This is a genomic window from Pseudomonas sp. FeN3W (assembly GCA_030263805.2).
Taxonomy (GTDB): Bacteria; Pseudomonadota; Gammaproteobacteria; order Pseudomonadales; family Pseudomonadaceae; genus Stutzerimonas; species Stutzerimonas stutzeri_G.
In genome coordinates, this window is record CP136010.1 from 4673427 (window position 1) to 4698948 (window position 25522).

25 protein-coding genes and 1 pseudogene are annotated in these 25522 nt (G+C 61.3%); 20 read left to right on the forward strand and 6 right to left on the reverse strand.

Translation table 11 applies throughout. The features are described 5' to 3' along the window. The first annotated feature begins 113 nt into the window (after positions 1 to 113). From P5704_022050 to sthA, 9 genes are all read left to right on the forward strand, one after another. Positions 114 to 1451: a Na(+)-translocating NADH-quinone reductase subunit A gene (locus tag P5704_022050; GenBank protein ID WOF78649.1), complete on the forward strand. Its 1338-nt coding sequence runs from the start codon at positions 114 to 116 to the stop codon at positions 1449 to 1451. A gap of 3 nt (positions 1452 to 1454) precedes the next feature. Beyond that, on the forward strand, positions 1455 to 2666 hold the full coding sequence (locus P5704_022055; GenBank protein ID WOF78650.1) for an NADH:ubiquinone reductase (Na(+)-transporting) subunit B: 1212 nt from the start codon (positions 1455 to 1457) through the stop codon (positions 2664 to 2666). Next, positions 2659 to 3453: a Na(+)-translocating NADH-quinone reductase subunit C gene (locus tag P5704_022060; protein ID WOF78651.1), complete on the forward strand. Its 795-nt coding sequence runs from the start codon at positions 2659 to 2661 to the stop codon at positions 3451 to 3453. Before P5704_022055 ends, P5704_022060 begins: the two co-directional genes overlap by 8 nt. Continuing rightward, complete coding sequence (locus P5704_022065) at positions 3450 to 4124, forward strand: NADH:ubiquinone reductase (Na(+)-transporting) subunit D (protein WOF78652.1); 675 nt, start codon at positions 3450 to 3452, stop codon at positions 4122 to 4124. Before P5704_022060 ends, P5704_022065 begins: the two co-directional genes overlap by 4 nt. Continuing rightward, on the forward strand, positions 4124 to 4732 hold the full coding sequence (gene nqrE, locus P5704_022070) for an NADH:ubiquinone reductase (Na(+)-transporting) subunit E (GenBank protein WOF78653.1): 609 nt from the start codon (positions 4124 to 4126) through the stop codon (positions 4730 to 4732). Before P5704_022065 ends, nqrE begins: the two co-directional genes overlap by 1 nt. A 15-nt stretch (positions 4733 to 4747) precedes the next feature. Next, the gene (nqrF, locus tag P5704_022075) at positions 4748 to 5971 is read left to right on the forward strand and encodes an NADH:ubiquinone reductase (Na(+)-transporting) subunit F (protein WOF78654.1); all 1224 of its coding nucleotides are present in this window, start codon (positions 4748 to 4750) and stop codon (positions 5969 to 5971) included. A gap of 130 nt (positions 5972 to 6101) precedes the next feature. After that, the gene (locus P5704_022080) at positions 6102 to 7025 is read left to right on the forward strand and encodes an FAD:protein FMN transferase (protein ID WOF81308.1); all 924 of its coding nucleotides are present in this window, start codon (positions 6102 to 6104) and stop codon (positions 7023 to 7025) included. Then, complete coding sequence (gene nqrM / locus P5704_022085; GenBank protein WOF78655.1) at positions 7022 to 7249, forward strand: (Na+)-NQR maturation NqrM; 228 nt, start codon at positions 7022 to 7024, stop codon at positions 7247 to 7249. The genes P5704_022080 and nqrM overlap by 4 nt, the downstream gene beginning before the upstream one ends. Positions 7250 to 7415: 166 nt before the next feature. After that, complete coding sequence (sthA, locus tag P5704_022090) at positions 7416 to 8810, forward strand: Si-specific NAD(P)(+) transhydrogenase (protein ID WOF78656.1); 1395 nt, start codon at positions 7416 to 7418, stop codon at positions 8808 to 8810. Between the two features lie 143 nt (positions 8811 to 8953). On the opposite strand, the gene P5704_022095 is transcribed toward sthA, so the two are convergent. Genes P5704_022095 through P5704_022105 form a run of 3 tightly spaced genes read right to left on the reverse strand, consistent with a single transcriptional unit; the run spans position 8954 to position 10620 of the window. Then, a complete protein-coding gene (locus P5704_022095; protein ID WOF78657.1) occupies positions 8954 to 9676 on the reverse strand; it encodes a glycerophosphodiester phosphodiesterase in 723 nt (240 codons plus the stop codon). Then, positions 9673 to 9981, reverse strand: coding sequence for a phosphodiesterase (locus P5704_022100; protein ID WOF78658.1), 309 nt, complete (start codon positions 9979 to 9981; stop codon positions 9673 to 9675). The genes P5704_022095 and P5704_022100 overlap by 4 nt, the downstream gene beginning before the upstream one ends. 3 nt (positions 9982 to 9984) lie before the next feature. After that, positions 9985 to 10620, reverse strand: coding sequence for a PilZ domain-containing protein (locus P5704_022105; protein ID WOF78659.1), 636 nt, complete (start codon positions 10618 to 10620; stop codon positions 9985 to 9987). Between the two features lie 36 nt (positions 10621 to 10656). On the opposite strand from P5704_022105, the gene P5704_022110 reads away from it, so the two are divergent. Genes P5704_022110 through P5704_022120 form a run of 3 tightly spaced genes read left to right on the forward strand, consistent with a single transcriptional unit; the run spans position 10657 to position 13854 of the window. Next, the gene (locus tag P5704_022110) at positions 10657 to 11904 is read left to right on the forward strand and encodes a lipoprotein-releasing ABC transporter permease subunit (GenBank protein ID WOF78660.1); all 1248 of its coding nucleotides are present in this window, start codon (positions 10657 to 10659) and stop codon (positions 11902 to 11904) included. A gap of 7 nt (positions 11905 to 11911) precedes the next feature. After that, on the forward strand, positions 11912 to 12610 hold the full coding sequence (gene lolD / locus P5704_022115) for a lipoprotein-releasing ABC transporter ATP-binding protein LolD (protein ID WOF81309.1): 699 nt from the start codon (positions 11912 to 11914) through the stop codon (positions 12608 to 12610). Then, positions 12610 to 13854: a lipoprotein-releasing ABC transporter permease subunit gene (locus P5704_022120; GenBank protein ID WOF81310.1), complete on the forward strand. Its 1245-nt coding sequence runs from the start codon at positions 12610 to 12612 to the stop codon at positions 13852 to 13854. The genes lolD and P5704_022120 overlap by 1 nt, the downstream gene beginning before the upstream one ends. Positions 13855 to 13860: 6 nt before the next feature. On the opposite strand, the gene P5704_022125 is transcribed toward P5704_022120, so the two are convergent. Further along, on the reverse strand, positions 13861 to 14376 hold the full coding sequence (locus P5704_022125; protein WOF78661.1) for a DUF2062 domain-containing protein: 516 nt from the start codon (positions 14374 to 14376) through the stop codon (positions 13861 to 13863). 150 nt (positions 14377 to 14526) lie between these two features. Here P5704_022125 and P5704_022130 point away from each other — a divergent pair, with 150 nt between their 5' ends. The 8 genes from P5704_022130 (at position 14527) to murB (ending at position 21359) form a co-directional block, all read left to right on the forward strand. Beyond that, positions 14527 to 16752: a DNA internalization-related competence protein ComEC/Rec2 gene (locus tag P5704_022130; protein ID WOF78662.1), complete on the forward strand. Its 2226-nt coding sequence runs from the start codon at positions 14527 to 14529 to the stop codon at positions 16750 to 16752. A gap of 71 nt (positions 16753 to 16823) precedes the next feature. Further along, positions 16824 to 17456, forward strand: coding sequence for a MotA/TolQ/ExbB proton channel family protein (locus tag P5704_022135; protein ID WOF78663.1), 633 nt, complete (start codon positions 16824 to 16826; stop codon positions 17454 to 17456). Continuing rightward, entirely contained in the window at positions 17453 to 17881 is a 429-nt protein-coding gene (locus tag P5704_022140; GenBank protein WOF78664.1) for a biopolymer transporter ExbD, read from the forward strand. Before P5704_022135 ends, P5704_022140 begins: the two co-directional genes overlap by 4 nt. Further along, positions 17881 to 18885 (forward strand): tetraacyldisaccharide 4'-kinase, encoded by a 1005-nt coding sequence (lpxK, locus tag P5704_022145; protein ID WOF78665.1) that lies wholly within the window; start codon positions 17881 to 17883, stop codon positions 18883 to 18885. Before P5704_022140 ends, lpxK begins: the two co-directional genes overlap by 1 nt. Positions 18886 to 18930: 45 nt before the next feature. Then, on the forward strand, positions 18931 to 19116 hold the full coding sequence (locus P5704_022150) for a Trm112 family protein (protein WOF78666.1): 186 nt from the start codon (positions 18931 to 18933) through the stop codon (positions 19114 to 19116). Continuing rightward, the gene (kdsB, locus tag P5704_022155) at positions 19113 to 19877 is read left to right on the forward strand and encodes a 3-deoxy-manno-octulosonate cytidylyltransferase (GenBank protein WOF78667.1); all 765 of its coding nucleotides are present in this window, start codon (positions 19113 to 19115) and stop codon (positions 19875 to 19877) included. Before P5704_022150 ends, kdsB begins: the two co-directional genes overlap by 4 nt. A gap of 1 nt (position 19878) precedes the next feature. Continuing rightward, positions 19879 to 20343 (forward strand): low molecular weight protein-tyrosine-phosphatase, encoded by a 465-nt coding sequence (locus P5704_022160; GenBank protein WOF78668.1) that lies wholly within the window; start codon positions 19879 to 19881, stop codon positions 20341 to 20343. Next, complete coding sequence (murB, locus tag P5704_022165; GenBank protein WOF78669.1) at positions 20340 to 21359, forward strand: UDP-N-acetylmuramate dehydrogenase; 1020 nt, start codon at positions 20340 to 20342, stop codon at positions 21357 to 21359. Before P5704_022160 ends, murB begins: the two co-directional genes overlap by 4 nt. A gap of 434 nt (positions 21360 to 21793) precedes the next feature. On the opposite strand, the pseudogene P5704_022170 reads toward murB, so the two are convergent. Together P5704_022170 and rne are read right to left on the reverse strand one after the other, a co-directional pair. Next, positions 21794 to 22230: pseudogene (locus P5704_022170) on the reverse strand (IS3 family transposase). 105 nt (positions 22231 to 22335) lie between these two features. Next, complete coding sequence (rne, locus tag P5704_022175; GenBank protein WOF78670.1) at positions 22336 to 25464, reverse strand: ribonuclease E; 3129 nt, start codon at positions 25462 to 25464, stop codon at positions 22336 to 22338. Between the last annotated feature and the right edge of the window lie 58 nt (positions 25465 to 25522).

Genomic DNA, 25522 nt, shown 5'->3' on the forward strand with positions numbered 1-25522 from the left:
CGCGACATGGTGTCGCGTCAATAACGTATTGGCGCGCGCGGCGCAATCCTACTTTGCGCCATGCCGCTGGGCCTGCAAAAAAAGCTTTCTAAAATCAGTGGTTAGGCAAACCGATGATCAATATAAAACGAGGGCTTGATTTGCCCATAGCCGGTGCGCCGGCGCAGCGTATCGAGGCCGGCAGGCCCGTGCGCAGCGTCGCCGTCGTCGGCTTCGACTATCCGACCATGAAGCCAACCATGGCTGTTCAGGTCGGTGATCGGGTTAAGCTGGGGCAGATCCTTTTTTCCGACAAGAAGTCCGAAGGCGTGCATTACACCGCGCCCGGCGCCGGTGTCGTCAGTGCAGTTCACCGCGGCGAAAAGCGCGTGCTGCAATCGGTGGTCATCGACCTCGAGGGCGATGAAGAGGTCACCTTCACGAGCTATTCGCCAGCCCAGCTGGATGGTCTGAGCGGCGAGCAGGTGCGTGAAAACCTGCAGCAGTCAGGCCTGTGGACCGCGCTGCGCACGCGCCCGTTCAGCAAGGTGCCGGCCGTCGATGCCACGCCTGCCTCGATTTTCGTGACCGCGATCGACACGCATCCGCTGGCAGCCGATCCGGCGATCATCATCGCTGAACAGCCTGAAGCCTTTGAAGCCGGACTCAAGGTCCTGACTAATCTGGCCAAGGTGTTCCTGTGCAAGGCGCCAAATGCCTCGTTGCCAGGCGAGTCCCTGGCCAAGGTTCAGGTCGAAAGCTTCAACGGTCCGCATCCTGCCGGGCTGGCTGGTACCCACATCCATTTCCTCGACCCGGTAAGCGCCAGCAAAAGCGTCTGGACCATCGGTTATCAGGACGTGATTGCCGTGGGCAAGCTGTTCACCAGTGGGCGTTTGTCGGTGGAGCGCGTTGTCGCCCTGGCCGGCCCGGTGGTCGAGCAGCCACGTCTGGTACGTGCCCGTCTCGGTGCCAACCTCGACGAACTGACCGCTGGTGAGCTGCAACCCGGAGCCAATCGCGTCGTTTCTGGCTCGCTGCTGGGTGGTCGTACCGCCCATGGTGCGTTCGCCTACCTTGGTCGCTACCACCAGCAGGTTTCCTGCCTGCGTGAGGGCAAGGAGCGCGAGATGCTCCATTACATGCGCCCGGGCGTCGACAAGCATTCGATCCTCAACATCTATATCTCCAAGCTGATGGCCGGTAAGAAGTTCGCCTTCTCGACCTCCACCAACGGCAGCCCACGGGCGATGGTGCCGGTAGGTAACTACGAAGAGGTCATGCCGCTGGACGTCCTGCCGACCCAGTTGCTGCGTGCACTGATCGTGGGTGACACCGAAGTGGCGCAGAAACTCGGTTGCCTGGAGCTGGATGAAGAAGATCTGGCGCTGTGCAGCTATGTCTGTGCCGGGAAATACGAATACGGCCCGATCCTGCGGGACAATCTGACCCGCATCGAGAAGGAGGGTTAAGGCATGGGCATTCGCGCATTCCTCGACAAGATCGAGCATCATTTCGAAAAAGGCGGCAAGTACGAGAAGTGGTACGCGCTTTACGAAGCGGCCGACACCTTCCTCTATCGTCCCGGCAGCGTCACCAAGACCACGGCCCACGTGCGCGACGGCATCGACCTCAAGCGCATGATGATCACCGTCTGGATGTGTACCTTCCCGGCGATGTTCTTCGGCATGTGGAACACCGGCTACCAGGCCAACCTGATCTTCGCGCAGAGCCCTGATCTGCTCTCAGCTCAAGAAGGCTGGCGCTTCGGTCTGATCGGCGCACTGGCGGGCTTCGATCCGAACAGTCTCTGGGATAACTTCATCCAGGGCGCAGCCTACTTCCTTCCGATCTACGCGGTGACCTTCATCGTCGGTGGGTTCTGGGAAGTGCTGTTCGCTTCGATCCGCAAGCATGAGGTCAACGAAGGCTTCTTCGTTACGTCCGTGCTGTTTGCCCTGATCCTGCCGCCGAGCATTCCGCTATGGCAGGTCGCGCTGGGTATCAGCTTCGGCGTAGTAATCGGCAAGGAAATCTTCGGTGGTACCGGCAAGAACTTCCTGAATCCGGCGCTTACTGCGCGGGCGTTCCTGTTCTTCGCCTACCCGGCACAGATGTCCGGTGACGGCGTCTGGACTGCGGTCGATGGCTATGCCGGCGCCACTGCGCTGAGCCTCGGCTTTGCCGGCGGTATCGAAAATGTGATCGACAACGGCATCACCTGGATGGACGCCTTCGTTGGCACCATTCATGGCTCGATCGGTGAAACCAGCACGCTGGCAATCTTCATCGGCGGCGTGATCCTGATCGGTAGCAAGATCGCCTCCTGGCGCATCGTTTCCGGTGTGATGCTCGGCATGATCGGTCTGAGCTTCCTGTTCAACCTGATCGGTTCGGACACCAATCCGCTGTTCGCCATGCCCTGGTACTGGCACATGGTCGTCGGTGGCTTCGCCTTCGGCATGATCTTCATGGCGACCGACCCGGTTTCGGCCTCCATGACCAATACCGGCAAGTGGGTGTTCGGCGTCCTGATCGGTGTGATGGTCGTGCTGATCCGCGTGGTCAACCCCGCCTTCCCGGAAGGCATGATGCTGGCGATCCTGTTCGCCAACCTGTGTGCGCCGCTGATTGACCATTTCGTCATTCAGGCCAATATCAAGCGGAGGCTGGCACGTAATGTCTAGTCAGAAAGAATCCACCGTTCGCACGCTGACGGTAGCCCTGTTGGTCTGCCTGGTGTGCTCCATTTTCGTGGCTGGCGCCGCCGTGGCGCTTCGTCCGACTCAGCAGGAAAACCGCCTGCTGGACAAGCAGCGCAGCATTCTGGCGATCGCCGGGCTGGGCGAGGCGGGCATGTCCGGTAATCAGGTCAAGCAGTTGTTCAACGAACGCATCGTTGCCCGCCTGGTCGATCTGGAAACCGGCAAGTTCAGCGACGAATTCGAAGCCAAGACCTTCGATCCGCTCGCCGCGGCCAAGGATCCTGCTCTGTCCGAGGCGCTGCCGAGCGAAGAGGATATTGCCTCGATCAAGCGTCGCGAGCGCTACAGCACCGTTTATATCGTCGAAGGGCAGGGCGAGGGCGAGATCGATACGCTGATCCTGCCGGTTCGTGGCTACGGTCTCTGGTCGACGCTCTATGGCTTCATGGCAGTCGAGGGTGACTTGAATACCGTTGCCGGCTTCGGCTTCTACCAGCACGGTGAAACCCCGGGCCTTGGCGGTGAGGTCGACAATCCGAAGTGGCGCGGCATGTGGCCCGGCAAGGAACTGTACGACGACAACGGCAAACTGGTGGTGCAGATTGTCAAGGGCGGTGTCGACCCTCAGAGCCCGAAAGCCGACCACCAGGTCGATGCCCTGGCCGGTGCGACCCTGACCAGCAACGGCGTCAACTCGCTGTTGCACTTCTGGTTGGGCGAGAACGGCTTCGGTCCATTTATCGCTAATCTGCGCGCTGGGGAGGCTTGATCATGTCGCAACCCACTGTCAAAGAAGTTCTGCTCAATCCGATCTTCAATAACAACCCCATCGGCCTGCAGATTCTCGGAATCTGCTCGGCGCTGGCGGTCACGTCCAACCTGAACACGGCGCTGGTGATGTCTGTCGCGCTGACCCTGGTGGTGGCGTTTTCCAACCTGTTCATCTCGATGATCCGCAGCCAGATCCCCAACTCGATCCGCATGATCGTGCAGATGGTGATCATCGCCTCGCTGGTGATCCTAGTGGATCAGGTGCTCAAGGCCTATGCGTTCTCGCTGTCCAAGCAGCTCTCGGTGTTCGTCGGTCTGATCATCACCAACTGCATCGTGATGGGGCGTGCGGAAGCGTTTGCCATGCAGAACCCGCCAATGCTGTCGTTCTTCGACGGTATCGGCAACGGTCTGGGCTATAGCGCCATGCTGATTGCACTCGGCTTCATTCGCGAGCTGACTGGTGCTGGCAAACTGATGGGTTACACCATTCTGCCCGTCGTCAACGACGGCGGTTGGTATCAGCCCAACGGCATGATGCTGCTGCCGCCTTCGGCATTCTTCCTGATCGGTCTGTTCATCTGGGGCATTCGTGCCTGGAAGAAGGAGCAGGTCGAAAAGCCTGCCTTCAAGATGGCGCCGCAAGTCTCGAACAAGGAGGCTTACTAATGGAGCATTACATCAGCCTGTTCGTCCGTGCCGTGTTCATCGAGAACATGGCCCTGGCGTTCTTCCTTGGCATGTGTACCTTCATCGCGATTTCCAAGAAGGTGGAAACCGCCATCGGCCTGGGCATCGCGGTCATCGTGGTGCAGGCCATCACCGTGCCTGCCAACAACCTGATCTACACCTACCTGCTGAAGGCCGGTGCGTTGTCTTGGGCCGGACTGCCTGAAGTGGACCTCAGCTTCCTCGGTCTGCTGAGCTACATCGGCGTGATCGCGGCCATTGTGCAAATCTTGGAAATGCTGCTGGATAAGTACGTACCTAGCCTCTACAACGCACTGGGCGTATTCCTGCCGCTGATCACCGTGAACTGCGCCATCATGGGCGGCACTTTGTTCATGGTCGAGCGTGACTACAACCTGGGCGAGAGTGTCGTCTACGGGTTCGGCTCCGGCGCATCCTGGGCGCTGGCCATTGCTTTGCTGGCCGGTATTCGCGAGAAACTGAAGTACAGCGATGTTCCGGATGGGTTGCAGGGGTTGGGCATCACCTTCATCACCATCGGCCTGATGTCGCTGGGCTTCATGTCATTCTCTGGCGTACAGCTCTAAGGACGGGATGAACAGATGAGTTACGAAATTTTCCTCGCCATCGGCATGTTCACCGCCATCGTGCTCGCGCTGGTGGTGATCATCCTGGCGGCACGCGCCAAGCTGGTTTCCAGCGGCGACGTCAGCATCGAGATCAATGGCGAACGCACCATTACCGTTCCTGCCGGTGGCAAGTTGCTGCAGACACTTGCCTCCAACAACATCTTCCTCTCGTCCGCCTGTGGCGGCGGCGGTACCTGCGCGCAGTGCAAGTGCATCGTCGAGAGCGGGGGCGGCGAGATGCTGCCTACCGAGGAGTCGCACTTCACCCGTCGCGAGGCGGGCGAGGGCTGGCGCCTGTCCTGCCAGACTCCGGTCAAGGCGGACATGAAGATCGAAGTTCCGGAAGAAGTCTTCGGCGTGAAGAAGTGGGAATGCACCGTCGAGTCCAATCCGAACGTCGCGACCTTCATCAAGGAACTGACACTCAAGCTGCCGGAAGGCGAGAACGTCGACTTCCGCGCTGGTGGTTATGTGCAGCTCGAGTGCCCGCCGCATGAAGTGCGTTACCGGGACTTCGACATTCAGGAAGAGTATCGCGGCGACTGGGACAAGTTCGACCAGTGGAAGTACGTGTCGAAATGCGACGAGACCGTCATTCGCGCCTACTCCATGGCGAACTATCCGGAAGAGCGTGGCCTGGTGAAGTTCAACATCCGTATCGCCTCACCGCCGCCAGGCCGTGACGATATTCCGCCGGGCAAGATGTCATCCTATGTCTTCAGCCTGAAGCCGGGCGACAAGATCACCGTTTACGGACCGTTCGGCGAGTTTTTCGCCAAGGACACCGACGCCGAGATGGTCTTCATCGGCGGTGGCGCGGGGATGGCACCGATGCGCTCGCACATCTTCGACCAGCTCAAGCGTCTCAAGTCCAAGCGCAAGATGAGCTTCTGGTATGGCGCGCGCTCCATGCGCGAGGCCTTCTACGTGGAAGAGTACGACCAGTTGCAGGCGGAGAATCCGAACTTCCAATGGCATCTGGCCCTGTCCGATCCGCTGCCGGAAGATAACTGGGATGGTCCGACCGGCTTTATCCACAACGTGCTGTACGAGAACTATCTGAAGGATCATCCGGCTCCGGAAGATTGCGAGTTCTACATGTGCGGGCCGCCCATGATGAACGCATCGGTGATCAAGATGCTCACCGACCTCGGCGTCGAGCCGGAGAATATTCTGCTCGACGACTTCGGCGGCTAGCATGACCCGAGCGTCACTGCAGGCTCTCCATGCTGTCGTGTACCTCCGGCCCGTCATCGCTGTCGCTCTCGCGGCAGCCCTGACGGGCTGTCTGTTTCAGGACAGGGTTGAGGTCATCAGCGGCCCAACGATGGGCAGCACCTATACCGTCAAGTACGTAAACAGCGGCGACGTCCCCTCCAGGGAAGAGCTGCACGGTGAGGTCGAGGCCATTCTCGGTGACATCGATAAACAGCTGTCCACCTACCGTAGCGATTCCGACGTCGAGCGCTTCAATGCGCTGCCCGCCGGAAGCTGCGAGCCGATGCCGGATACGGTGCGCGAATTGGTCGCAGCGGGCGATCAGCTATCGGCCGACAGCGATGGCGCGTTCGATCTTACACTCGAGCCATTGCTGAACCTTTGGGGCTTCGGTCCGCAAGGTCGTGGCGAACAGGTTCCATCCGCGGCGGATATCGAGGCGGCGCGGGCGTTGACCGGCCATCGGCATCTACGTATCGATGGCGATCAGTTGTGCAAGACGGTGGCGCTGCAGCTGGACTTCAACAGCATCGCTGCCGGTTATGCGGTTGATCGCGTCGTCGAGCGTTTGAAGGCGCTCGGCGTAGACAGTTACCTTGTTGAGATCACTGGCGAGCTCAAGGCTGAGGGCCGCAAACCCGATGATTCACCGTGGCGCATAGCCATTGAAGCGCCCAGGGATGACCAGCGGGTTGCGCAGAAGATCGTCGAACTCGATGGTCTGGGCGTATCCACCTCCGGCGACTATCGAAACTATTTCGAGCAGGACGGCCGGCGTTATTCACATACCCTGGACCCGCAAAGCGGCAGACCGATCGAGCATCACCTCGCTGCGGTGACGGTCATCGATAAATCGACTTTGCGTGCTGACGGGTTGTCTACCGCGTTGATGGTGCTCGGCCCCGAGCGGGGGCTGGCACTGGCAGAGCGTAATGCGATCGCCGCGTTCTTCGTCGTGCGCGAGGGGCAAGGCTTCGTAACAACGAGCACCAAGGCTTTTGACGAGCTGTTCGGTGCGGGAGTAGAGCAATGACTTGGTTACTGGTTTTTCTGGTGATGCTGCTTGTGGTATTCGGCATGGCCATCGGCGTGATCATGGGACGCAAGCCCATCGCGGGTTCCTGCGGGGGTATCGCCAATCTGGGCATCGAGAAGGAGTGCTCCATCTGTGGCGGTAGCCGCGAGAAGTGCGAAGAAGTGAACGAGGCGAAGAACGCGGGTAACGCCGATCTCGCCTACGACGCCACCAAGCGTTGATGTGAACCTTTGCGCGTCCAGGCAGCCCTGAGCGGACTTGCCTGGCCGGGCTCGCGGACGGGCACGGCGCGCGCAGAGCTTGAAAGAAGTGGCTGGTTTGCGTCTTTGGACATCGGCGAGTTCGTTGACAGCAGCGGCGTCTCCCGCTGCGTTTTCAGGAGTGTATATGGCGGTCTATAACTACGATTTGGTGGTATTGGGTTCCGGTCCGGCCGGGGAGGGCGCGGCAATAAATGCCGTCAAGGCGGGACGCAAGGTCGCCGTGGTAGATAACCGTCCGCTGGTTGGGGGCAACTGCACACACCTGGGCACCATCCCGTCCAAGGCCTTGCGCCATTCGGTACGGCAGATCATGCAGTACAACACCAACCCGCTGTTCCGCCAGATCGGCGAACCACGCTGGTTCTCCTTTCCGGACGTGCTGAAAAGTGCCGAGAAGGTCATCAGCAAGCAGGTCACTTCCCGCACGAGTTACTACGCGCGTAACCGCATCGATACCTTCTTCGGGACTGCCAGCTTCTCCGATGAGCAGAGCGTCGAAGTGGTCTGCCTCAATGGCATGGTGGAAAAGCTGGTTGCCAGCCAGTTCGTCATCGCCACCGGCTCGCGCCCGTATCGACCGGCTGATATCGACTTCAATCACCCGCGTATCTACGACAGCGACACCATTCTTACTCTCAGTCACACGCCGCGTCGGATGATCATCTACGGGGCCGGCGTCATCGGTTGCGAATATGCATCAATCTTCAGCGGTCTGGGTGTGCTGGTCGACCTGATCGACAACCGCGAGCAGCTGCTCAGCTTCCTCGATGACGAGATTTCCGATGCGCTCAGCTATCACCTGCGCAACAACAACGTGCTGATTCGCCACAACGAAGAGTACGAGCGGGTCGAGGGGCTGGAGAACGGCGTCATCCTGCATCTCAAGTCGGGCAAGAAGATCAAGGCAGACGCATTCCTCTGGAGCAACGGACGTACCGGCAATACCGACAAGCTCGGGCTGGAGAACATCGGGCTCAAGGCTAACAGTCGTGGTCAGGTCCAGGTTGATGAGCACTACCGCACCGAGATCGGCAATATCTACGCTGCCGGCGATGTGATCGGTTGGCCGTCGCTGGCCAGTGCCGCTTATGACCAAGGCCGTTCGGCAGCGGGCAGCATCGTCGAGAATGACTCCTGGCGTTTCGTCGATGACGTACCGACCGGTATCTACACCATTCCCGAGATCAGCTCGATCGGCAAGAATGAGCGCGAACTGACCCAGGCGAAGATTCCCTATGAAGTCGGCAAGGCGTTCTTCAAAAGCATGGCGCGGGCGCAGATTTCGTTCGAGCCAGTGGGCATGCTGAAGATTCTCTTCCACCGCGAAACGCTGGAAGTGCTCGGTGTGCACTGCTTCGGTTATCAGGCTTCGGAGATCGTGCACATTGGCCAGGCGATCATGAACCAGAAGGGGCCGGCGAACAGCATCAAGTACTTCGTCAACACCACCTTCAACTACCCGACAATGGCCGAAGCCTACCGCGTCGCTGCGTTCGACGGGCTCAACCGGCTTTTTTGAGAAGCTCCGGCCGCTGGCCTGAGGCGGCTGGAGAGGGCGGCGACTCTCGTGATTGGCATTGGCCTAACCGGGAGAGCTTCTGATCAGGTGAGGGCGAATCCGGCAGCGGCCTGCGCTGCCGGATCGTGCCGCGGTGTTGGCTGTCAGGATCGCGATAGCGTACTGACAGCCAGGCTGGGGTAGTCGGTGATCAGGCTGTCGACGCCGAAGTCGGCCAGGCGGCGCATCAAGGCTGGTTCATTGACTGTCCACACCGATACATGCAGGCCCTGTTTACGCGCTTTTTCCAGACGCTCCGGGGTGCACAGCGTCCACTTTAATGCCAGCAGGCTGCAGCCATATTGACGGGCGACCTTCAGTGGGTCTAGCCAGGTGTACTCGGCTACCAGCCCGCGTGATATCTCCGGCGCCAGCCGGTTCAGCGCACGCAGGACTTCACGAGAACTCGACGTGACGGTGATGCGATCGAGCAACCGATGCTGTTCGGCCAGCTCCTTGATTGCCATGACCGTACGCGCGGCGCGCACCCGGGAAGCACTCTTGACCTCAAGCTGCCAGTGCTCGAAATCGCATTTTTCGAACAGCTCGCTCAGCCTCGGAATAGGGCAGGGTGTCTTCCAGCCAGGTCCGCCTTCCCGGGCGTCGTAGTTCACAAGCTCGTCGGCATCATGTTGCACGACTTTTCCCCGGCGACCGGTGGTGCGCTTGAGTGTCGGGTCGTGGATGACCATCAATTCGCCGTCGCGGGAAAGATGCAGATCCAGCTCGCAGCGGCGCACGCCGTGCTGGAGGCATTGCTCGAAGCTCACCAGGGTGTTTTCTGGCGCTTCGCCCTTGGCGCCGCGATGGCCGTAGATGAGTGTCACGGTTGCAAGTCTTCCTTAGGGGATGATGGGGTGCGTTGATGATGGCGCACGCTGTTGATCACCCGGTCGCCTTCGAAGTACACGGAAAACTCCCGGTAATCCCAGCGGGTGATCGGCGGCTGGCCGACGGCGGGTCGCTCTTCATCGGCCAGGCCGAAGCGGTCCAGAACCTGGTTCTTCGAGTCGCCACGACTCGGCATGGTCATTTCCGGCAGGCCTTGTTGGCCAACAGGTATCCGAATGTCTTCGGCGAACAGGGCGGGACTGAATGTCAGTACGAGCAGCAGAGTCGCCAGGCGGCGCATCGGTCAATCTCCTTGCAGGCTTTCCAGGGCCAGGCGCCGCTCCAGCGCCTGTTTCTGCAGGATATGTCGTGCGAGCAACTGTCGCTGTGCATCAGTCAACGCTTCGAACTCTGTGCCGATATCGTAACGCCCGTCATCCATCGGCGTGCAGTAGATAACCCGCGCGGCCAGCACAAGGCCAAGCCCCTGGGGCAGCAGAATCAGCTTCAGTGTGAGCCCCTCTCCTTCAGCCTTGGGCTGCTCGCTGGCGAAGCTGATACCGCCTTCGGACAATATCACCGGCTGCGGTGCGCCCTGATCCTTCAGCAGATCCTGCGCCAGTGCCTGGCCCAGGAGTTCGATTCGTTTGTTCTGCACCTTCAGGTAATTGGCCAGCGTGCGATTGCTCTCGGCAATCTGCCGCAACAAATGCTGCGCTTCGAAATCAAGTTGGTGCAGCTCGCCGAGCAGGCTGAAAAGCGGCGGTAGGGGCGCTGCGTCGGCCTCCTGGCCTTGGCCGGCCGGGATGATTTCCAGTGCCACACGATCCTCGATACGGTAGTATTCGCGGCGTTCTTCAGTGTCTTGTGTCGGCATGGCGATACCCGGGATGCAGTAATGGCCAGAGTGTATCAGGCCCCGCGGTGACGTCAGCTGCATGTTGTTTCTTCCCCCGCCAGCGAACCCGTCGATCTTATGTTCAGACCGCTGTCCGTCTTTATCGGCGCGCGTTACACCCGCGCCAGACGTCGTAGCCTCTTCGTCTCCTTCATCTCCCTGACATCCATGATCGGGCTCGCCCTGGGTGTGCTGGTGATGGTCGTCGTGCTTTCCGTGATGAACGGCTTTGATCACGAGATGCGTACCCGCGTGTTGGGCATGGTGCCGCATGCGACGATCGAAAGCCCGACGCCAATTGGCGACTGGCAGACACTTGGGAAGCGCCTCGAAGGGCACTCCCAGGTCGCGGCGACGGCACCTTTCATTCAAAGCCAGGGGTTGCTGACCCATCAGGGCCAGGTGACGAAGATCCTGATCAACGCCGTGGACCCCGAGGCCGAACGGCGGGTTTCGATCATCGATCAGTTTTTCCGTGAAGGTTCGCTGGACGATCTCGCCGCAGGCGAGTTCGGCATCGTCATCGGTGACAAGGCTGCGACCAAGCTCGGTGTCGGCGTGGGTGACAAGATCACCTTCGTGGCGCCCGAAGTCACCGTGACTCCAGCGGGGATGTTCCCGCGCATGAAGCGTTTTACCGTGACCGGAATCTTTCACGTCGGAGCCGGCGAGATCGATGGCTACGTTGCGCTGGCGAACATCGCTGACATAGCACGGCTGCAGCGCTGGAAGCCGGACCAGGTCCAGGGGGTTCGTCTGCGTTTCGACGACCTGTTCCAGGCGCCGCGCATTGCCTGGGAGCTGGCCGGCCAGCTCGGCGACGATTTCTATTCCCGTGACTGGACCCGCACCCATGGCAACCTGTACCAGGCGATTCGCATGGAGAAGGCCATGATCGGACTGTTGCTGCTGCTGATCGTGGCGGTGGCGGCGTTCAACATCATTTCGACGCTGGTGATGGTAGTAACCGACAAGCGCGGCGATATCGCCATCCTTCGCACGCTGGGCGCGACGCCGAAACAGATCATGGCGATATTCATGGTTCAGGGTACGGTGATCGGCGTCGTCGGCACCCTGGTCGGGGCGCTGCTGGGCATGTTCGCGGCGGTCAATGTCAGTAGCTGGATCGCTGCCCTGGAACGCCTGATCGGACACAAGTTTCTCAGCGCCGACGTCTATTTCATCGACTATCTGCCGTCACGGCTGATGGCGGCCGACGTCATCCAGGTCTGTGTTGCCGCGCTGGTCCTGAGTTTCCTCGCGACCCTGTATCCGGCCTGGCGCGCTGCGCGCACCCAGCCGGCAGAGGCGCTACGTTATGAGTGAACAGGTTATGAACGAGCTTTCTTCGCAAAAGCACGCGGTGCTGAGCTGCCGCAATCTTGGCAAACGCTACGAGCAGGGTCCGGAGTCGGTGGAAGTGCTGTCCGGCCTGCAACTCGAGTTGTTCCCGGGGCAGCGCGTCGCCATCGTCGGCAGTTCCGGCTCGGGCAAGAGCACCCTGTTGAACCTGCTTGGCGGGCTGGATACGCCCAGTGAGGGCAGTGTCTGGCTGGCCGGTGAAGAGCTTTCGGCGCTCAACGAAAAGGATCGCGGGTTATTGCGTAACCGCGCGCTGGGCTTCGTTTACCAGTTCCATCACCTGCTCGCCGAATTCACTGCACTGGAGAACGTCTGCATGCCGTTGCTGATCGGCCGGACGCCGATCCCGGAAGCGCGGCAGAAGGCCGCTGCGCTGTTGACGCGTGTCGGACTCGGGCATCGCCTCGAGCACAAGCCGGCGGAGCTCTCGGGCGGTGAACGCCAGCGTGTGGCGATTGCACGGGCGCTGGTGAACGAGCCGGCGCTGGTACTGCTCGACGAACCTACCGGAAACCTTGACCATCACACGGCGCAAGGCATCCAGGACCTCATGCTGGAGCTCAGCAAGTCGTTGCAGACCGCCTTCCTGGTGGTTACCCATGACCGTCAGCTTGCCGCGCAGATGGATCAGATCCTGCGGTTGGAAGACGGACGTCTGGTGGTCGAATGATGTTCAGGCCTCTGAGTGTCTTTATCGGCAGCCGCTACACCCGTGCCAAGCGGCGCAACCATTTCATCTCGTTCATCTCCCTGACCTCGCTGATCGGCCTGGCACTTGGCGTGTTGGCGATGATCATGGTCCTGTCCGTGATGAACGGATTTCAGCGCGAGATGAGTTCGCGCATTCTCGGGATGGTGTCCCACGCCACCGTCATTGGTGATCAGCCATTGGACGACTGGCAGGCCGTCGCGTCGCGCCTGTCGGCGCATCCTCAGATTGTCGGCAGCGCACCCGTCACCCAGCTCGAAGGCATGCTGTCATTCAAGGGCAGCATGCAGCCGATACAGATCAGCGGTATCGATCCGCAGGCTGAGGCGGATGTATCCATCGTCGGTGATCGCTTGGTCGGAGGCAGTCTGGATGCGCTGAAACCGGGTGAGTTCGGCGTCATCGTCGGCTTGATGACCGCCCGGCGCTTCGGTCTGAAGCTGGGCGACAAGTTGACACTGATCGTGCCGGAAGTGAGCTCCTCGCCCGGTGGGGTCACACCTCGCATGCAGCGCCTGAATGTGGTTGGCGTGTTCAAGGTAGGCGCCGACCTGGACGGCAGCCTGGGGATGATCCACCGCGCCGATGCTGCGCAGATCCATCGTTGGGCGCCGCAGCAGGTGCAGGGCGTGCGGCTTAAGCTGAGCGACCTGTATCGAGCGCCGGAGGTGGCGGCGCAAGTGGCTGAAATGCTCGGAGATGGCTACCGCGTGGAGGACTGGTCTTATACGCAGGGCAGCCTATTCAGCGCGATGAAGATGGAAAAGACCATGATTGGCCTGTTGTTGATGCTGATCGTTGCGGTGGCGGCCTTCAATATCATTGCGACGCTGATCATGGTCGTTGCCGACAAGCGAGCCGATATCGCGATTCTGCGCACGCTTGGCGCGACTCCACGGCAGATCATGGCGATCTTTATGGTTCAGGGCAGCATCATTGGCTTCAGTGGCACCGTGATAGGCGTGATTCTGGGCGTACTCGGTGCGCTGAACGTAAGTGCTCTGGTGGCCTGGCTGGAAAAAGTGTCAGGCCAGCATATCTTTAGTTCCGACGTCTACTTCATCAGCACCCTGCCATCGGAGCTGCGTCTGGAGGACGTGGTGCTGGTATCGGTCGCGGCGCTGACCTTGAGCTTCTTGGCTACGCTCTATCCGGCATGGCGAGCCGCGCAGACCCAGCCGGCCGAGGCACTGCGCTACGAGTGATGGCCGTTAGCGCCGGCCGTTCTGTCGCCGGCGCCAGCTGCGCCCGACCCACCAGCGCCAGTAAGCCTGAGTTAGAACGTAGCCGAGAATGGCGAAAACGACGCCCGAAACCAGCGAGCCCAGATACAGCGGCTGCCAGTTGTGCTGCAGCATGTGACTTACCCAGGCCAGGCTCAATTCTGCCGGCATGTCAGAGGCCGGTGTATCCAGCAGCCAGGTTCCGACCTTGTAATTGCAATAGAACACCGGAGGCATGGTCAGCGGGTTGGTCAGCCAGACCAAACCTACCGCGATGGGAAGATTGGCTCTCGCGGGAAGTGCACAGACGGCCGCCGCGAGCATCTGCATGGGCATCGGAATCATCGCCCAAAACAGGCCGATAGCCATGGCTCGCGCCACCGAGTGCCTATTGAGATGCCAGAGATTGGGATCGTGAATCAGCGCGCCGAGAAAACGCAGGGACTTGTTAGTCTTGATGCGATCGGGGTGCGGCATGTAGCGTTTGAAAAAGCGACGCGGCATGAAGGTTCTCTGGCAGGCTGCAGCCCGGCGATTATGCCTCGAATCGCGATGCGGCGCTGACAGGAGTTTTGTGACATTAGGTCTACGCCCGCGACAAATTGACCATCCGCCCACAGCGGTCCCGGAATGGATTCCAGGAGTCGAAAAAGCATGCGCACATGGATGTTGGCGCTCGCGGCAGGCCTCGTCTTGCCCCGTTTCTTACCGGCGTTGCCCTCTGTCTGGATCTTGTGCGTGCTTGGCGTGCTGGGGGGCTTGCTGCTTTCGCGTCGGCGCTGGGCGTCGTCCGGGTTGCTTCTCCTCGGGTTCGCCTGGGCATGCTGGCAGTGCCAGAGTGCCATTGATGATCGCCTGCCCGTTTCGCAAGATGGCCGAACATACTGGATCCAGGGAACGGTCAGCGGATTGCCCACCAGCACGGGCGATGTCGTGCGCTTCGAGTTGGAGGATATCGAGTCGAGGCATGCTGGGCTGCCGTCGAAGGTGCGACTGTCCTGGTACGGCGGCCCGCAAGTGCGGGCCGGAGAGCGCTGGCGGTTTGCGGCTCGGTTGAAGCGCCCGCGTGGCCTGGTCAATCCGCATGCGTTCGACTACGAAGCCTGGTTGCTGGCGCGCCGCATTGGTGCGACGGGCTCGGTCAAGGCTGGAGAGCGCCTCTTCGCGCCCCACTCGGTGAATGGTTGGCGCGACCGCCTGAGGCTCCGTCTGATGGAGGTCTCTGCGTCCGGCCGACAAGGTGCGATCGCGGCGCTGGTGGTCGGCGACGACTCCGGCTTGAGTCGCCAGGATTGGCAGGTGCTGCAGGATACCGGCACGGTGCACCTGATGGTCATATCCGGACAACACATTGGCATGCTGGCCGGCTTGCTATATGGACTGGTTGCGCTGGCAGCTCGATTGGGTTTCTGGCCCAGCCGTTGGCCCTGGCTTCCCTGTGCATGCTCGTTGGCTCTCGCTGGTGCGCTCTCTTATGGATGGCTTGCGGGGTTCGATGTACCGGTACGTCGTGCGTGCCTCATGGTCGCCGTGGTCCTGCTCTGGCGCTTGCGCTTTCGTCATCTAGGTATCTGGCAGCCGCTGTTGCTGGCGCTGAATGGAGTCCTGCTGGTCGATCCACTGGTCACGTTGCAGCCAGGCTTCTGGCTCTCATTCGGGGCTGTTGCGGTGCTCGCGCTGGCGTTCTCCGGACGGCTCGGCCGATGGAAGTGGTGGGCAACGCTGACACGCGCCCAGTGGGCAGCTTCCCTCGGTCTGCTGCCTCTGTTACTGACGCTGGGACTGCCGGTCAGCGCCAGCGGGCCTTTGGCCAACCTGATTGCCGTCCCCTGGGTAAGCCTCACCGTTCCCTTCGCGCTGCTCGGCACTTTGCTTCTACCGTTGGGCGCTATCGGCGAGGCGCTACTCTGGTTGGTCGGCACTTCGCTGGCGCTGCTGTTCGAGCTGCTATCCGGTATGGCTACCTGGCAACCTGCCTGGCTGGCGGTCGGCTTACCCGCCTGGGCTTTGCTGATGATTGGGCTGGGCGTGCTGTTGCTGTTGTTGCCGGCAGGTGTGCCGTTGCGTGCGCTCGGGCTGATGCTGTTGGCGCCGTTGATGTATCCACCGTATTCCCAAGTGGCCGAAGGACGGGCACAGGTCTCGGTGCTGGATGTGGGGCAGGGGCTTTCGGTGCTGGTGCGGACCCGAGAGCACGCCCTGTTGTACGACGCGGGGCCGAGACAGGGCGATTTCGATACGGGCGAGCGTGTCGTGTTCCCGTCGTTGCGAAGCCTGGGTGTGAAGAGGCTGGATATGCTGCTGCTCAGCCATGCCGATAATGATCATTCCGGTGGCGCTCAGGCGATCCGTCGACTGCTTCCGGTTGCCCGAACCGTCAGTGGGGAGCCGCAACGGCATGCGACGGATCTGAATGCCGAGCCTTGTGAAAGCGGTGCGGAGTGGTGGTGGAATGACGTGCGTTTCAGCCTATGGCAATGGCAGGCGGCCCGGGAAAGCAATCAGGCATCATGCGTTCTGCTTGTCGAGGCCAATGGCGAACGGATTCTGCTGACCGGCGATATCGACCAGGCTGCGGAGCAGGCGTTGCTGCTCAGTGGGCAGGAGGTTAAGGCGCAGTGGTTGCTGTTGCCTCATCATGGCAGCCGCAGCTCATCCTCGGAGCCATTCCTGCGCACGGTGGAACCGCGCGCTGCGCTGATCTCGCGCAGTCTGCACAACGCTTTCGGTCATCCTCATCCAACTGTGACCGCTCGCCTCGAAGCGGCCGCAATCGGCATTTACGACACCGCCTTACACGGCGCCATTCACATCGAACTCGGTGATTTCTCGGCGGCGGAGAAGCAGCGTGCGGAGCGTCGATTCTGGCGGGAAAAATGAGAACGGCGGCCGTCGGCGACCCCGCGGCCCTATGCTAGAGTGGCGCCACTTTTTCGAGGGGGATTCATCTCGTGTGGGAGCTGGTCAAAGCAGGCGGCTGGATAATGCTGCCAATCATCCTGTGTTCCATCGCCGCCGCTGGCATCGTCGCTGAGCGCCTCTGGACGCTGCGTCCGAGTCGCGTCACGCCGCCGCACCTGCTTGGCCAGGTGTGGAAATGGATCAAGGACAAGAAACTCAGCAACCAGAAGCTCAAGGAGCTGCGCGCGGACTCGCCGTTGGGTGAAATTCTTGCCGCTGGCCTCAGCAACTCCAAGCGTGGTCGCGAGATCATGAAGGAATGTATCGAGGAAGCCGCGGCCAGGGTGGTTCACGACCTCGAGCGTTACCTCAACGCGCTTGGCACCATTGCCGGCATCGCACCCTTGCTCGGGCTGCTGGGTACGGTATTGGGCATGATCGAAATCTTCAGTGCTTTCATGGGTTCGGGCATGGCCAATGCACCATTGCTCGCCGGCGGCATCGCCAAAGCGCTGATCACCACTGCGGCGGGCCTGATGGTCGGTATCCCAGCGCTGTTCTTCCATCGTTTCCTGCAGCGTCGCGTCGACGAGCTGGTCGTTGGCATGGAGCAGGAAGCGATCAAACTGGTGGAAGTGGTGCAGGGTGACCGCGATGTCGATCTCGGTGAGGACAAGGCGTGAAATTCCGTCGCAAACCCCGGGAGAACGTGGAGATTGGGCTGGCACCTCTGATCGACGTGGTGTTCATCCTGCTGTTGTTCTTCGTGGTCACCACGACCTTCACCCGTGAAACGCAGCTCAAGGTCGATCTTCCCGAAGCCGCCAGCGGTACGCCACCGCAGGATGCCGAGGTCCGCCAGCTGGAAGTGCTGATCGATGTGGCTGGCAATTATTCGCTCAATGGCAAAGCGCTGTTGAAGAGCGACCTCAATTCGCTGATGGCGGCGCTGAGCAAGGAATCCGGCGGTGACAATCGGATGCCGATGATCATCAGTGCCGATGGCAAAACCCCGCATCAGGCGGTGATCACTGCGATGGATGCCGCCGGCAAGCTTGGCTTCGGCCAACTGCGCATCACCACCGTCGAGGCGCAGGCGTCGCCCTGATGTCATTCGCCGATCGCCTGCAACGCGCCTGGTATCAGGGGCATCCGGCCCTACGCTTGCTGGCTCCGCTGGAGCTACTCTATCGGCGTGTGGTCGAGGCAAAGCGACGGCGCTTTCTCGAAGGTGAAAGCGCCGCCTATCGCGCGCCAGTGCCGGTCATCGTGGTGGGTAACATCACCGTGGGTGGAACCGGCAAGACTCCACTGATTCTCTGGCTGATCGAGCATTGTCGTAGTCGCGGGTTGCGTGTCGGTGTCGTCAGTCGCGGCTACGGTGCCAAGCCGCCGGAACTGCCCTGGCGCGTTCAACCCGAACAGTCGGCGGAGCAGTCTGGCGACGAGCCGCTGTTGATCGTGCAGCGTACTGGCGTGCCGCTGATGATAGATCCCGACCGGTCACGCGCGGTACGGTGCCTGCTGGAGAGCGAATCGCTTGACCTGATCCTCTCCGACGATGGTCTGCAGCACTATCGCCTGGCGCGGGACCTCGAGCTCGTATTGATCGACGCGGTACGCGGGCTGGGCAACAGGCGCTGTCTGCCGGCCGGCCCCTTGCGCGAGCCGGCGGAGCGGCTGAGCAGCGTAGATGCCGTGCTGCGCAATGGCGCCGATGCGGATACCGCCGACGGCTATGCGTTCAGCCTCAAGCCGGTCGCGCTGGTCGAGCTGTGTTCCGGCGAGCGCTGGCCTCTCGATCACTTTCCCTCCGGCCAGCAGCTGCACGCGGTGGCTGGCATCGGCAACCCGCAGCGTTTCTTCACCACGCTCGAAACGCTACACTGGCGTCCGATTCCGCACCCCTTCGCCGATCACGCCGTCTACAGTCAGGAGCAGCTGGAATTCAGCCCCGACCTGCCGTTGGTGATGACCGAGAAGGATGCGGTGAAATGCCGGGCATTCGCACCGCCGGGTTGGTCATATCTCCAGGTGCATGCCGTACCTTCTGCGGCTTTCGTCGCCTGGTTCGACGGCCAGTTGGCGCGATTGCTGCCCGATCACTCTTAAGCCGCTCGCACTGCCATCGCAGTCGAACGCTTCCAAGGACTGCGCATGGATACCAAACTGCTCGACATACTGGCCTGCCCACTATGCAAGGGGCCGCTGAAGCTGACCGATGACAAGTCGGAACTGATCTGCAAGGCCGACGCCCTGGCGTTTCCCGTGCGCGATGGCATCCCGGTGATGCTCGAGAGCGAGGCCCGCACGCTGGACGTGGATGAGCGACTCGACAAATGAGCACTGCCTACACTGTCGTGATTCCCGCCCGCTATGCTTCGACCCGCTTGCCTGGTAAGCCATTGCAGGACATCGCCGGCAAGCCGATGATCCAGCACGTGTGGGAACAGGCAAGCAAGAGCACGGCTCAGCGCGTGGTCATCGCCACCGACGATTCGCGCATCGTCGAGGCCTGTGCGGCATTCGGTGCGCAGGTTGTGTTGACCCGTCCCGACCACAACTCCGGCACCGACCGGCTGGCTGAGGTGTGCGAGCAGCTTGGCCTGCCGAGTGACGCCATTGTGGTCAATGTGCAGGGCGATGAGCCGCTGATTCCTCCGGCTGTCATCGATCAGGTTGCCGCCAATCTGGCTGCGCACTCCGAGGTGGCCATCGCCACGCTCGCCGAACCTTTGGCAGACGCTCAGGCGTTATTCAATCCCAACGTGGTAAAGGTTCTCTCGGACATCAATGGCCTGGCACTGACCTTCAGCCGGGCGCCGCTGCCCTGGGCACGAGATGCGTTTGCCTCCGATCGCAGCGCACTGCCTGTTGGCGTGCCGTACCGTCGGCACATCGGCATCTACGCCTATCGCGCCAGTTTCCTCGCTGATTTCGTTTCCTGGGGCCCTTGCTGGCTCGAGGATACCGAGTGCCTGGAGCAGCTGCGCGCACTCTGGCACGGCCAGCGTATTCACGTTGCAGACGCAGTACAGGCGCCGCCTGCGGGGGTCGATACCGTGGAAGACCTGGAGCGGGTCCGTCGTCTGCTGGGTGGCTGAGATGAAAATTCTGTTCGTCTGCATGGGCAACATCTGCCGCTCGCCCACTGCCGAAGGCATGTTTCGCCAGCGCGTCGAGCAGGCCGGGCTCGGCAGTCGGATCGAGATCGATTCTGCGGGGACCGGCGATTGGCATGTGGGCAAGGCTCCGGACCCGCGCGCCTGCGATGCGGCTGGCAAACGTGGCTATCGGCTGACCGCGCTGCGCGCGCGTCAGGTGCAGCCGGAAGACTTCCTGCGTTTCGACCTTATCCTGGCGATGGATCACGATAACCTGGCTCGACTGGAGGCCTTGCGCCCCGAAGCGGGCAGGGCGGAGCTCGATCTGTTGTTACGCCGTTATGGCCTGGCGCGTGACGTGGTGCCAGACCCTTACTACGGCGAGACAGGTGGCTTCGAGGAAGTATTGGATCTCCTCGAGGAGGCCTGTGATGCACTGCTCGTGGAGCTGAAGGGGCGACTGTGAGCCTGATTCTCGAATCGAATCGATCACTCAAGGCATTCAACACGTTCGCTGTCGATCAGCGTGCGCGCTACTTCGCGGCTGCTCATAACGATGAGGATGTTCGCGACGCGCTCACCCAGGCGCGGCGGCTCGACGTTCCGCTGTTGCCGATCGGTGGGGGCAGCAACCTGCTGTTGACTGGTGATGTGCCGGCGCTTGTCCTGCATATGGCCAGCCGTGGCAAGCAAATCATCGACGCGTCTGACGAGCAGGTTCTGGTCGAGGCTGAAGCAGGTGAGCCCTGGCATCCGTTCGTGCTCTGGACGCTGGAGCAAGGCCTGGTGGGCCTGGAGAATCTGAGTCTGATACCAGGGACTGTTGGCGCATCACCAATCCAGAACGTCGGTGCCTATGGTGTCGAGATCAAGGACGTATTTGCAGGACTCACTGCACTGGATAGCGAAACCGGAATGCTCCACGAGTTCGGCCTGGACGACTGCGCATTCGGTTATCGCGACAGTCTGTTCAAACGACAGCCCGGGCGTTTTCTGATTCTGCGAGTGCGTTTCGTGTTGCGACGCCAGGCGGTACTGCATCTTGAATATGGGCCGATTCGCCAGCGTTTGGCGGAGCAGGGGATCACCACGCCCTCCGCGCAGGATGTGAGTCGAGCGGTTTGTGCCATCCGCAGTGAAAAGCTGCCGGACCCACAGCAGCTGGGCAACGCCGGGAGCTTCTTCAAGAATCCGCTGGTGCCGGCTGCCGCTGCTCAAGCGCTGCGCCTCCGTTACCCCGACCTGGTCGGTTATCCGCAAGGCGACGGTCGAGTGAAACTGGCGGCTGGCTGGTTGATCGAGAAGGCCGGCTGGAAGGGATTTCGTGACGGGGACGCGGGGGTGCATCGGCTGCAGGCGTTGGTGTTGGTCAACCATGGTCAGGCCACCGGGGAGCAGCTGCTGAACCTGGCGCGACGTATCCAGGCCGATGTGCTGGAGCGCTTCGGCGTCACTCTCGAGATCGAGCCAAACGTGCTCTGACTGCGAGTCGTATGGTCAGTTTTGGCCGCTCTGAAGCTCAGGCCCTTCAGATGCCTGGCTGGTTGCTCGTGTATCTCTTGAGTTGGTCTGCTCTCGCACTTCAATCTGTCTGGCGCGTAATCAAGCAGAGCCTGCGATGTGCTTCGGATGTGAGCGATCTAGAGTCGGAAATTTCGACCTGCAGCCGGTCCGGCTTCTCAGGCTTGCAGCGACTGGCTTTCTTGGGGAGAGATGAGGCAATGAATAGTCTCGCCGACTGCGTCGCACGCCTTCGCCTTCTGGCGTCTGCTCTTCAAGAACCGGGGCGATGGTTTAGTTCCGAGCAGGGCAGGATAGGGTGTCTAGTCCTGAAATAGGTTTACACCTGTTTCACCCAAATGCCCGGTGCATCGCATCGGGCGTTTGATATCTCAAAGACAGGTGCGGACGCTCGCGGTTATCCCCATGAACTGGCAAGCCCTGCTGATGCTCAGGTTTTGGATTCGTTTTTGCGAGAGGACTTGCCGGGACGCTTTTTTACGACAGACAGACCGTAATCGGTTTGCAAGACATCCACGACAGCTTCGAAAAACTGTGCCTTCTGATTCGACAGAGCGAGCTGCTCTTCAAGCTCTTTGATGCGCTGCTCTGGCGTCAATGGGCGGTTTTGCTCAGACATGGATCCCATCCTCGGCGAGCCAAGATATGCGCCTGGATTCCAGTTCTGCCGACCGTGCTTGCGTAACCATGTCAGAACGGTCGTCTTGCCTTGAATCCCGTAACGCTCCTGAGCCTCTTTGTAGCTCAGCTCGCCTTTTTCGACCTGATCGACGACCGATAATTTAAAGGTCATCGTGTAGTCCCGCTGGCTACGCCTTTTTGCTGTTTCCATCGCATCCTCCTGAAAAGCAGATCAGAAGGTGTAAACCCTATTCAGGACGGGACAAAGAGCAAAAAAAAGGGATGCCGAAGCATCCCTTTTTTACGCCAGTGGTGTTTAGCCTTGCGGCTTCTCACGGTTATCTGGCTGATCGCCTTCTGCAGCTTGTTCCGACTGCTGAGATGAGAGCTGAGCCACTTCCTCGTTGGTCGGGGCTTCTGGCTTCTGCTCCTCCACTTCAGCGGCCGACACCTGCGCTTGTTCGGCGGGCACGTCAGTCTCGGTGAGCGGCTGCTCCTGAGGAGCGGCGATCGGCTCGGCGATCTGCTCGGGCTGGGCGTCGGCAGGCACCGGCTCCGCAACCTGCTCGGCTTGCGCTTCGACGACTGGCTCGCTGGCGACGATCTCCGGGCTGGCCAGCGGTTGCTCCGCTGCTGCCTTGGCTTCGGCCTCTGCCGCTTCCTTGGCCAGACGCTCGGCTTCACGCTGACGGCGACGAACCTCGCGCGGATCATTAGGCGCGCGTCCGCTAGGCGTCAGCACCGGCGCCGCGGCCGGGGCGACTTCGACTTTCTCGACCACCGGCTCCGGGGCAGGCTGCGAAGCGACGTCGGCTTGGGCGAATTGCGGTGCTTCGCTCGGCGCAACTTCGGCAGCGTGGGGCGGGGTCTCGTCTGCAGTTTCGACAGTCATCGGCTGCTCGACCGCAGTACGCTGCTCGTCCGTGGTTTCCACGCTCGGCGCATGCTCGATGATCGTCGCCACACCTTCGGCGCTGGTTTGAATCACGGCGTCATCAGCAAGTTTGGCCTGCGGAGCAGCTTCGGTGTCGGCGGTGTTTGCGGCCAGGGCAGCTGCCGTTGCCGCGACGGCGATTTCCTCGGTTTTCACCGGGGCGTTGCTCTCGTCGACCTCCTCGATTTCGTTGCCGTTGGCATCACGCTGACGCTCACGGCGATTGCTGCGACGACGTTGACCGCGGGAGCGGCGACGCGGACGCCCATCGTTGCCTTCGCTGCCCTCGTTGGTGTCCTGGGCATCATCCGCTTCACTCGCCTCTTCGGCCTGTTGCAGCAACTCATCGGCGGCTGCCGGGGCCTGCCGCTCGGCGCGCGGCTTGCGCTCTTCGCGCGGAGCGCGTGGCTGCCGTTCGACCGACTCTTCTTCTGCAGCTACCGCTACCGGAGCTTCGTCGATTGGGGCCCGAAGTTCGCGCTTGCGCTCCTCGCGAGGCTTGCGCTCCTCGCGCGGGGTGCGCTCGCGGCGTGGCTGGCTCTCGGCAGCTTCGGCCTGCTCGCGGGGCTTGCGCTCCTCGCGTGGTGGGCGCGGCTGACGCTCTTCGCGTGGCTGCCGCTCCTCGCGAGCTTGACGCTCCTCACGGGGCTGACGCTCTTCGCGCGGCTTGCGCTCCTCGTCACGGCCGCCGCGCGAATCGCGACGACGGTTCTGCTGGCGTCCGCTGCGGCGCTCGTCGTTGCGCTGCGGGCGCGGCGAGGTGGGCTTCTTCTCGACTTCGGCTGTGGCCTGCGGTTCTTTCGTCTCGCCTGCGAACAGTCCGACCAGGGATTTGATCAGGCCCTTGAACAGACTTGGTTCCTGTGCCGGCGTGGCAGTGGGTGCTTCGGCTGGCGCTGCGGCGGCTGCCGGAGCGGTGCGCTGCGGTGCGGTCTTGACCGCCGCTTCCTGGCGCACCAGGGTGCGGGTGGAGCTGATCGGCTGGGCCTCTTCGGCTTCGCTTTGGCTCATCTCGTAGCTGGCCTGGCCGGCGACGATGTCCGGGCTGTCATCGCGCAGGCGCTGGACTTCGAAATGCGGCGTCTCCAGGTGATCGTCCGGCAGGATGAAGATACGCGCACGAGTGCGCAGCTCGATCTTGGTGATCGCGTTGCGCTTTTCGTTGAGCAGGAAGGCGGCGACCTGGAAGGGCACGCGGGCGCGTACTTCGGCGGTGCGGTCCTTGAGGGCTTCTTCTTCGATCAGGCGCAGGATCGCCAGCGACAGCGATTCGACGTCGCGGATGATGCCTTGACCGTTGCAGCGCGGGCAGACGATGCCGCTGGTCTCGCCCAGAGACGGGCGCAGGCGCTGGCGGGACATTTCCAGCAGACCGAAGCGCGAGATGCGGCCGACCTGGATGCGTGCACGGTCGGCTTCCAGCGCCTCGCGCATCTTCTCCTCGACGGCGCGCTGGTTCTTGGCTGGCGTCATGTCGATGAAGTCGATGACGATCAGCCCGCCGATGTCGCGCAGACGCAGTTGGCGGGCAATTTCCTCGGCCGCCTCCAGGTTGGTCTGCAGGGCGGTTTCTTCGATGTCGCCACCCTTGGTAGCGCGCGCCGAGTTGATATCGATGGACACCAGCGCTTCGGTCGGATCGATGACGATTGAGCCGCCGGAGGGCAGTTTCACTTCACGCTGGAAGGCCGTCTCGATCTGGCTTTCGATCTGGAAGCGGTTGAACAGCGGTACCGAGTCTTCGTACAGCTTGATCTTGCTGGCGTACTGCGGCATGACCTGCTGGATGAAGCTCAGCGCTTCATCCTGCGCTTCGACGCTGTCGATCAGCACTTCGCCGATGTCCTGGCGCAGATAGTCGCGGATGGCGCGGATGATGACGTTGGATTCCTGATAGATCAGGAAGGGAGCAGGGCGATCCTGGGATGCTTCCTTGACTGCAGTCCAGAGCTGCAACAGGTAGTCGAGGTCGCACTGTAACTCTTCGCTGGAGCGGCCCAGGCCGGCAGTGCGGACGATCAGGCCCATGTCGGCAGGAATGTCGAGACCGTTGAGGGCTTCACGCAATTCGTTGCGCTCTTCGCCTTCGATGCGGCGCGAAATGCCGCCAGCGCGCGGATTGTTCGGCATCAGCACCAGGTAACGGCCGGCGAGGCTGATGAAGGTGGTCAGGGCGGCGCCTTTGTTACCGCGCTCTTCCTTTTCGACCTGGACGATGACCTCCTGGCCTTCGCGCAGGACGTCCTTGATGTTCACGCGGCCTTCGGGGGCCTTGCTGAAGTACTCGCGGGAGATTTCCTTGAGCGGGAGGAAGCCGTGGCGCTCTGCGCCGAAGTCGACGAAAGCGGCTTCGAGACTGGGCTCGACGCGGGTGATCTTGCCCTTGTAGATGTTGGCTTTCTTTTGCTCGCGGGCACCCGATTCGATGTCCAGGTCGAACAGGCGTTGGCCGTCAACCAGTGCGACACGCAACTCTTCGGGCTGAGTTGCGTTAATTAGCATTCTTTTCATGTAGTACCGTCGGTTTCCGTGGCATCCGGAAACGGCGTTCGGCACACACGACTCTCGC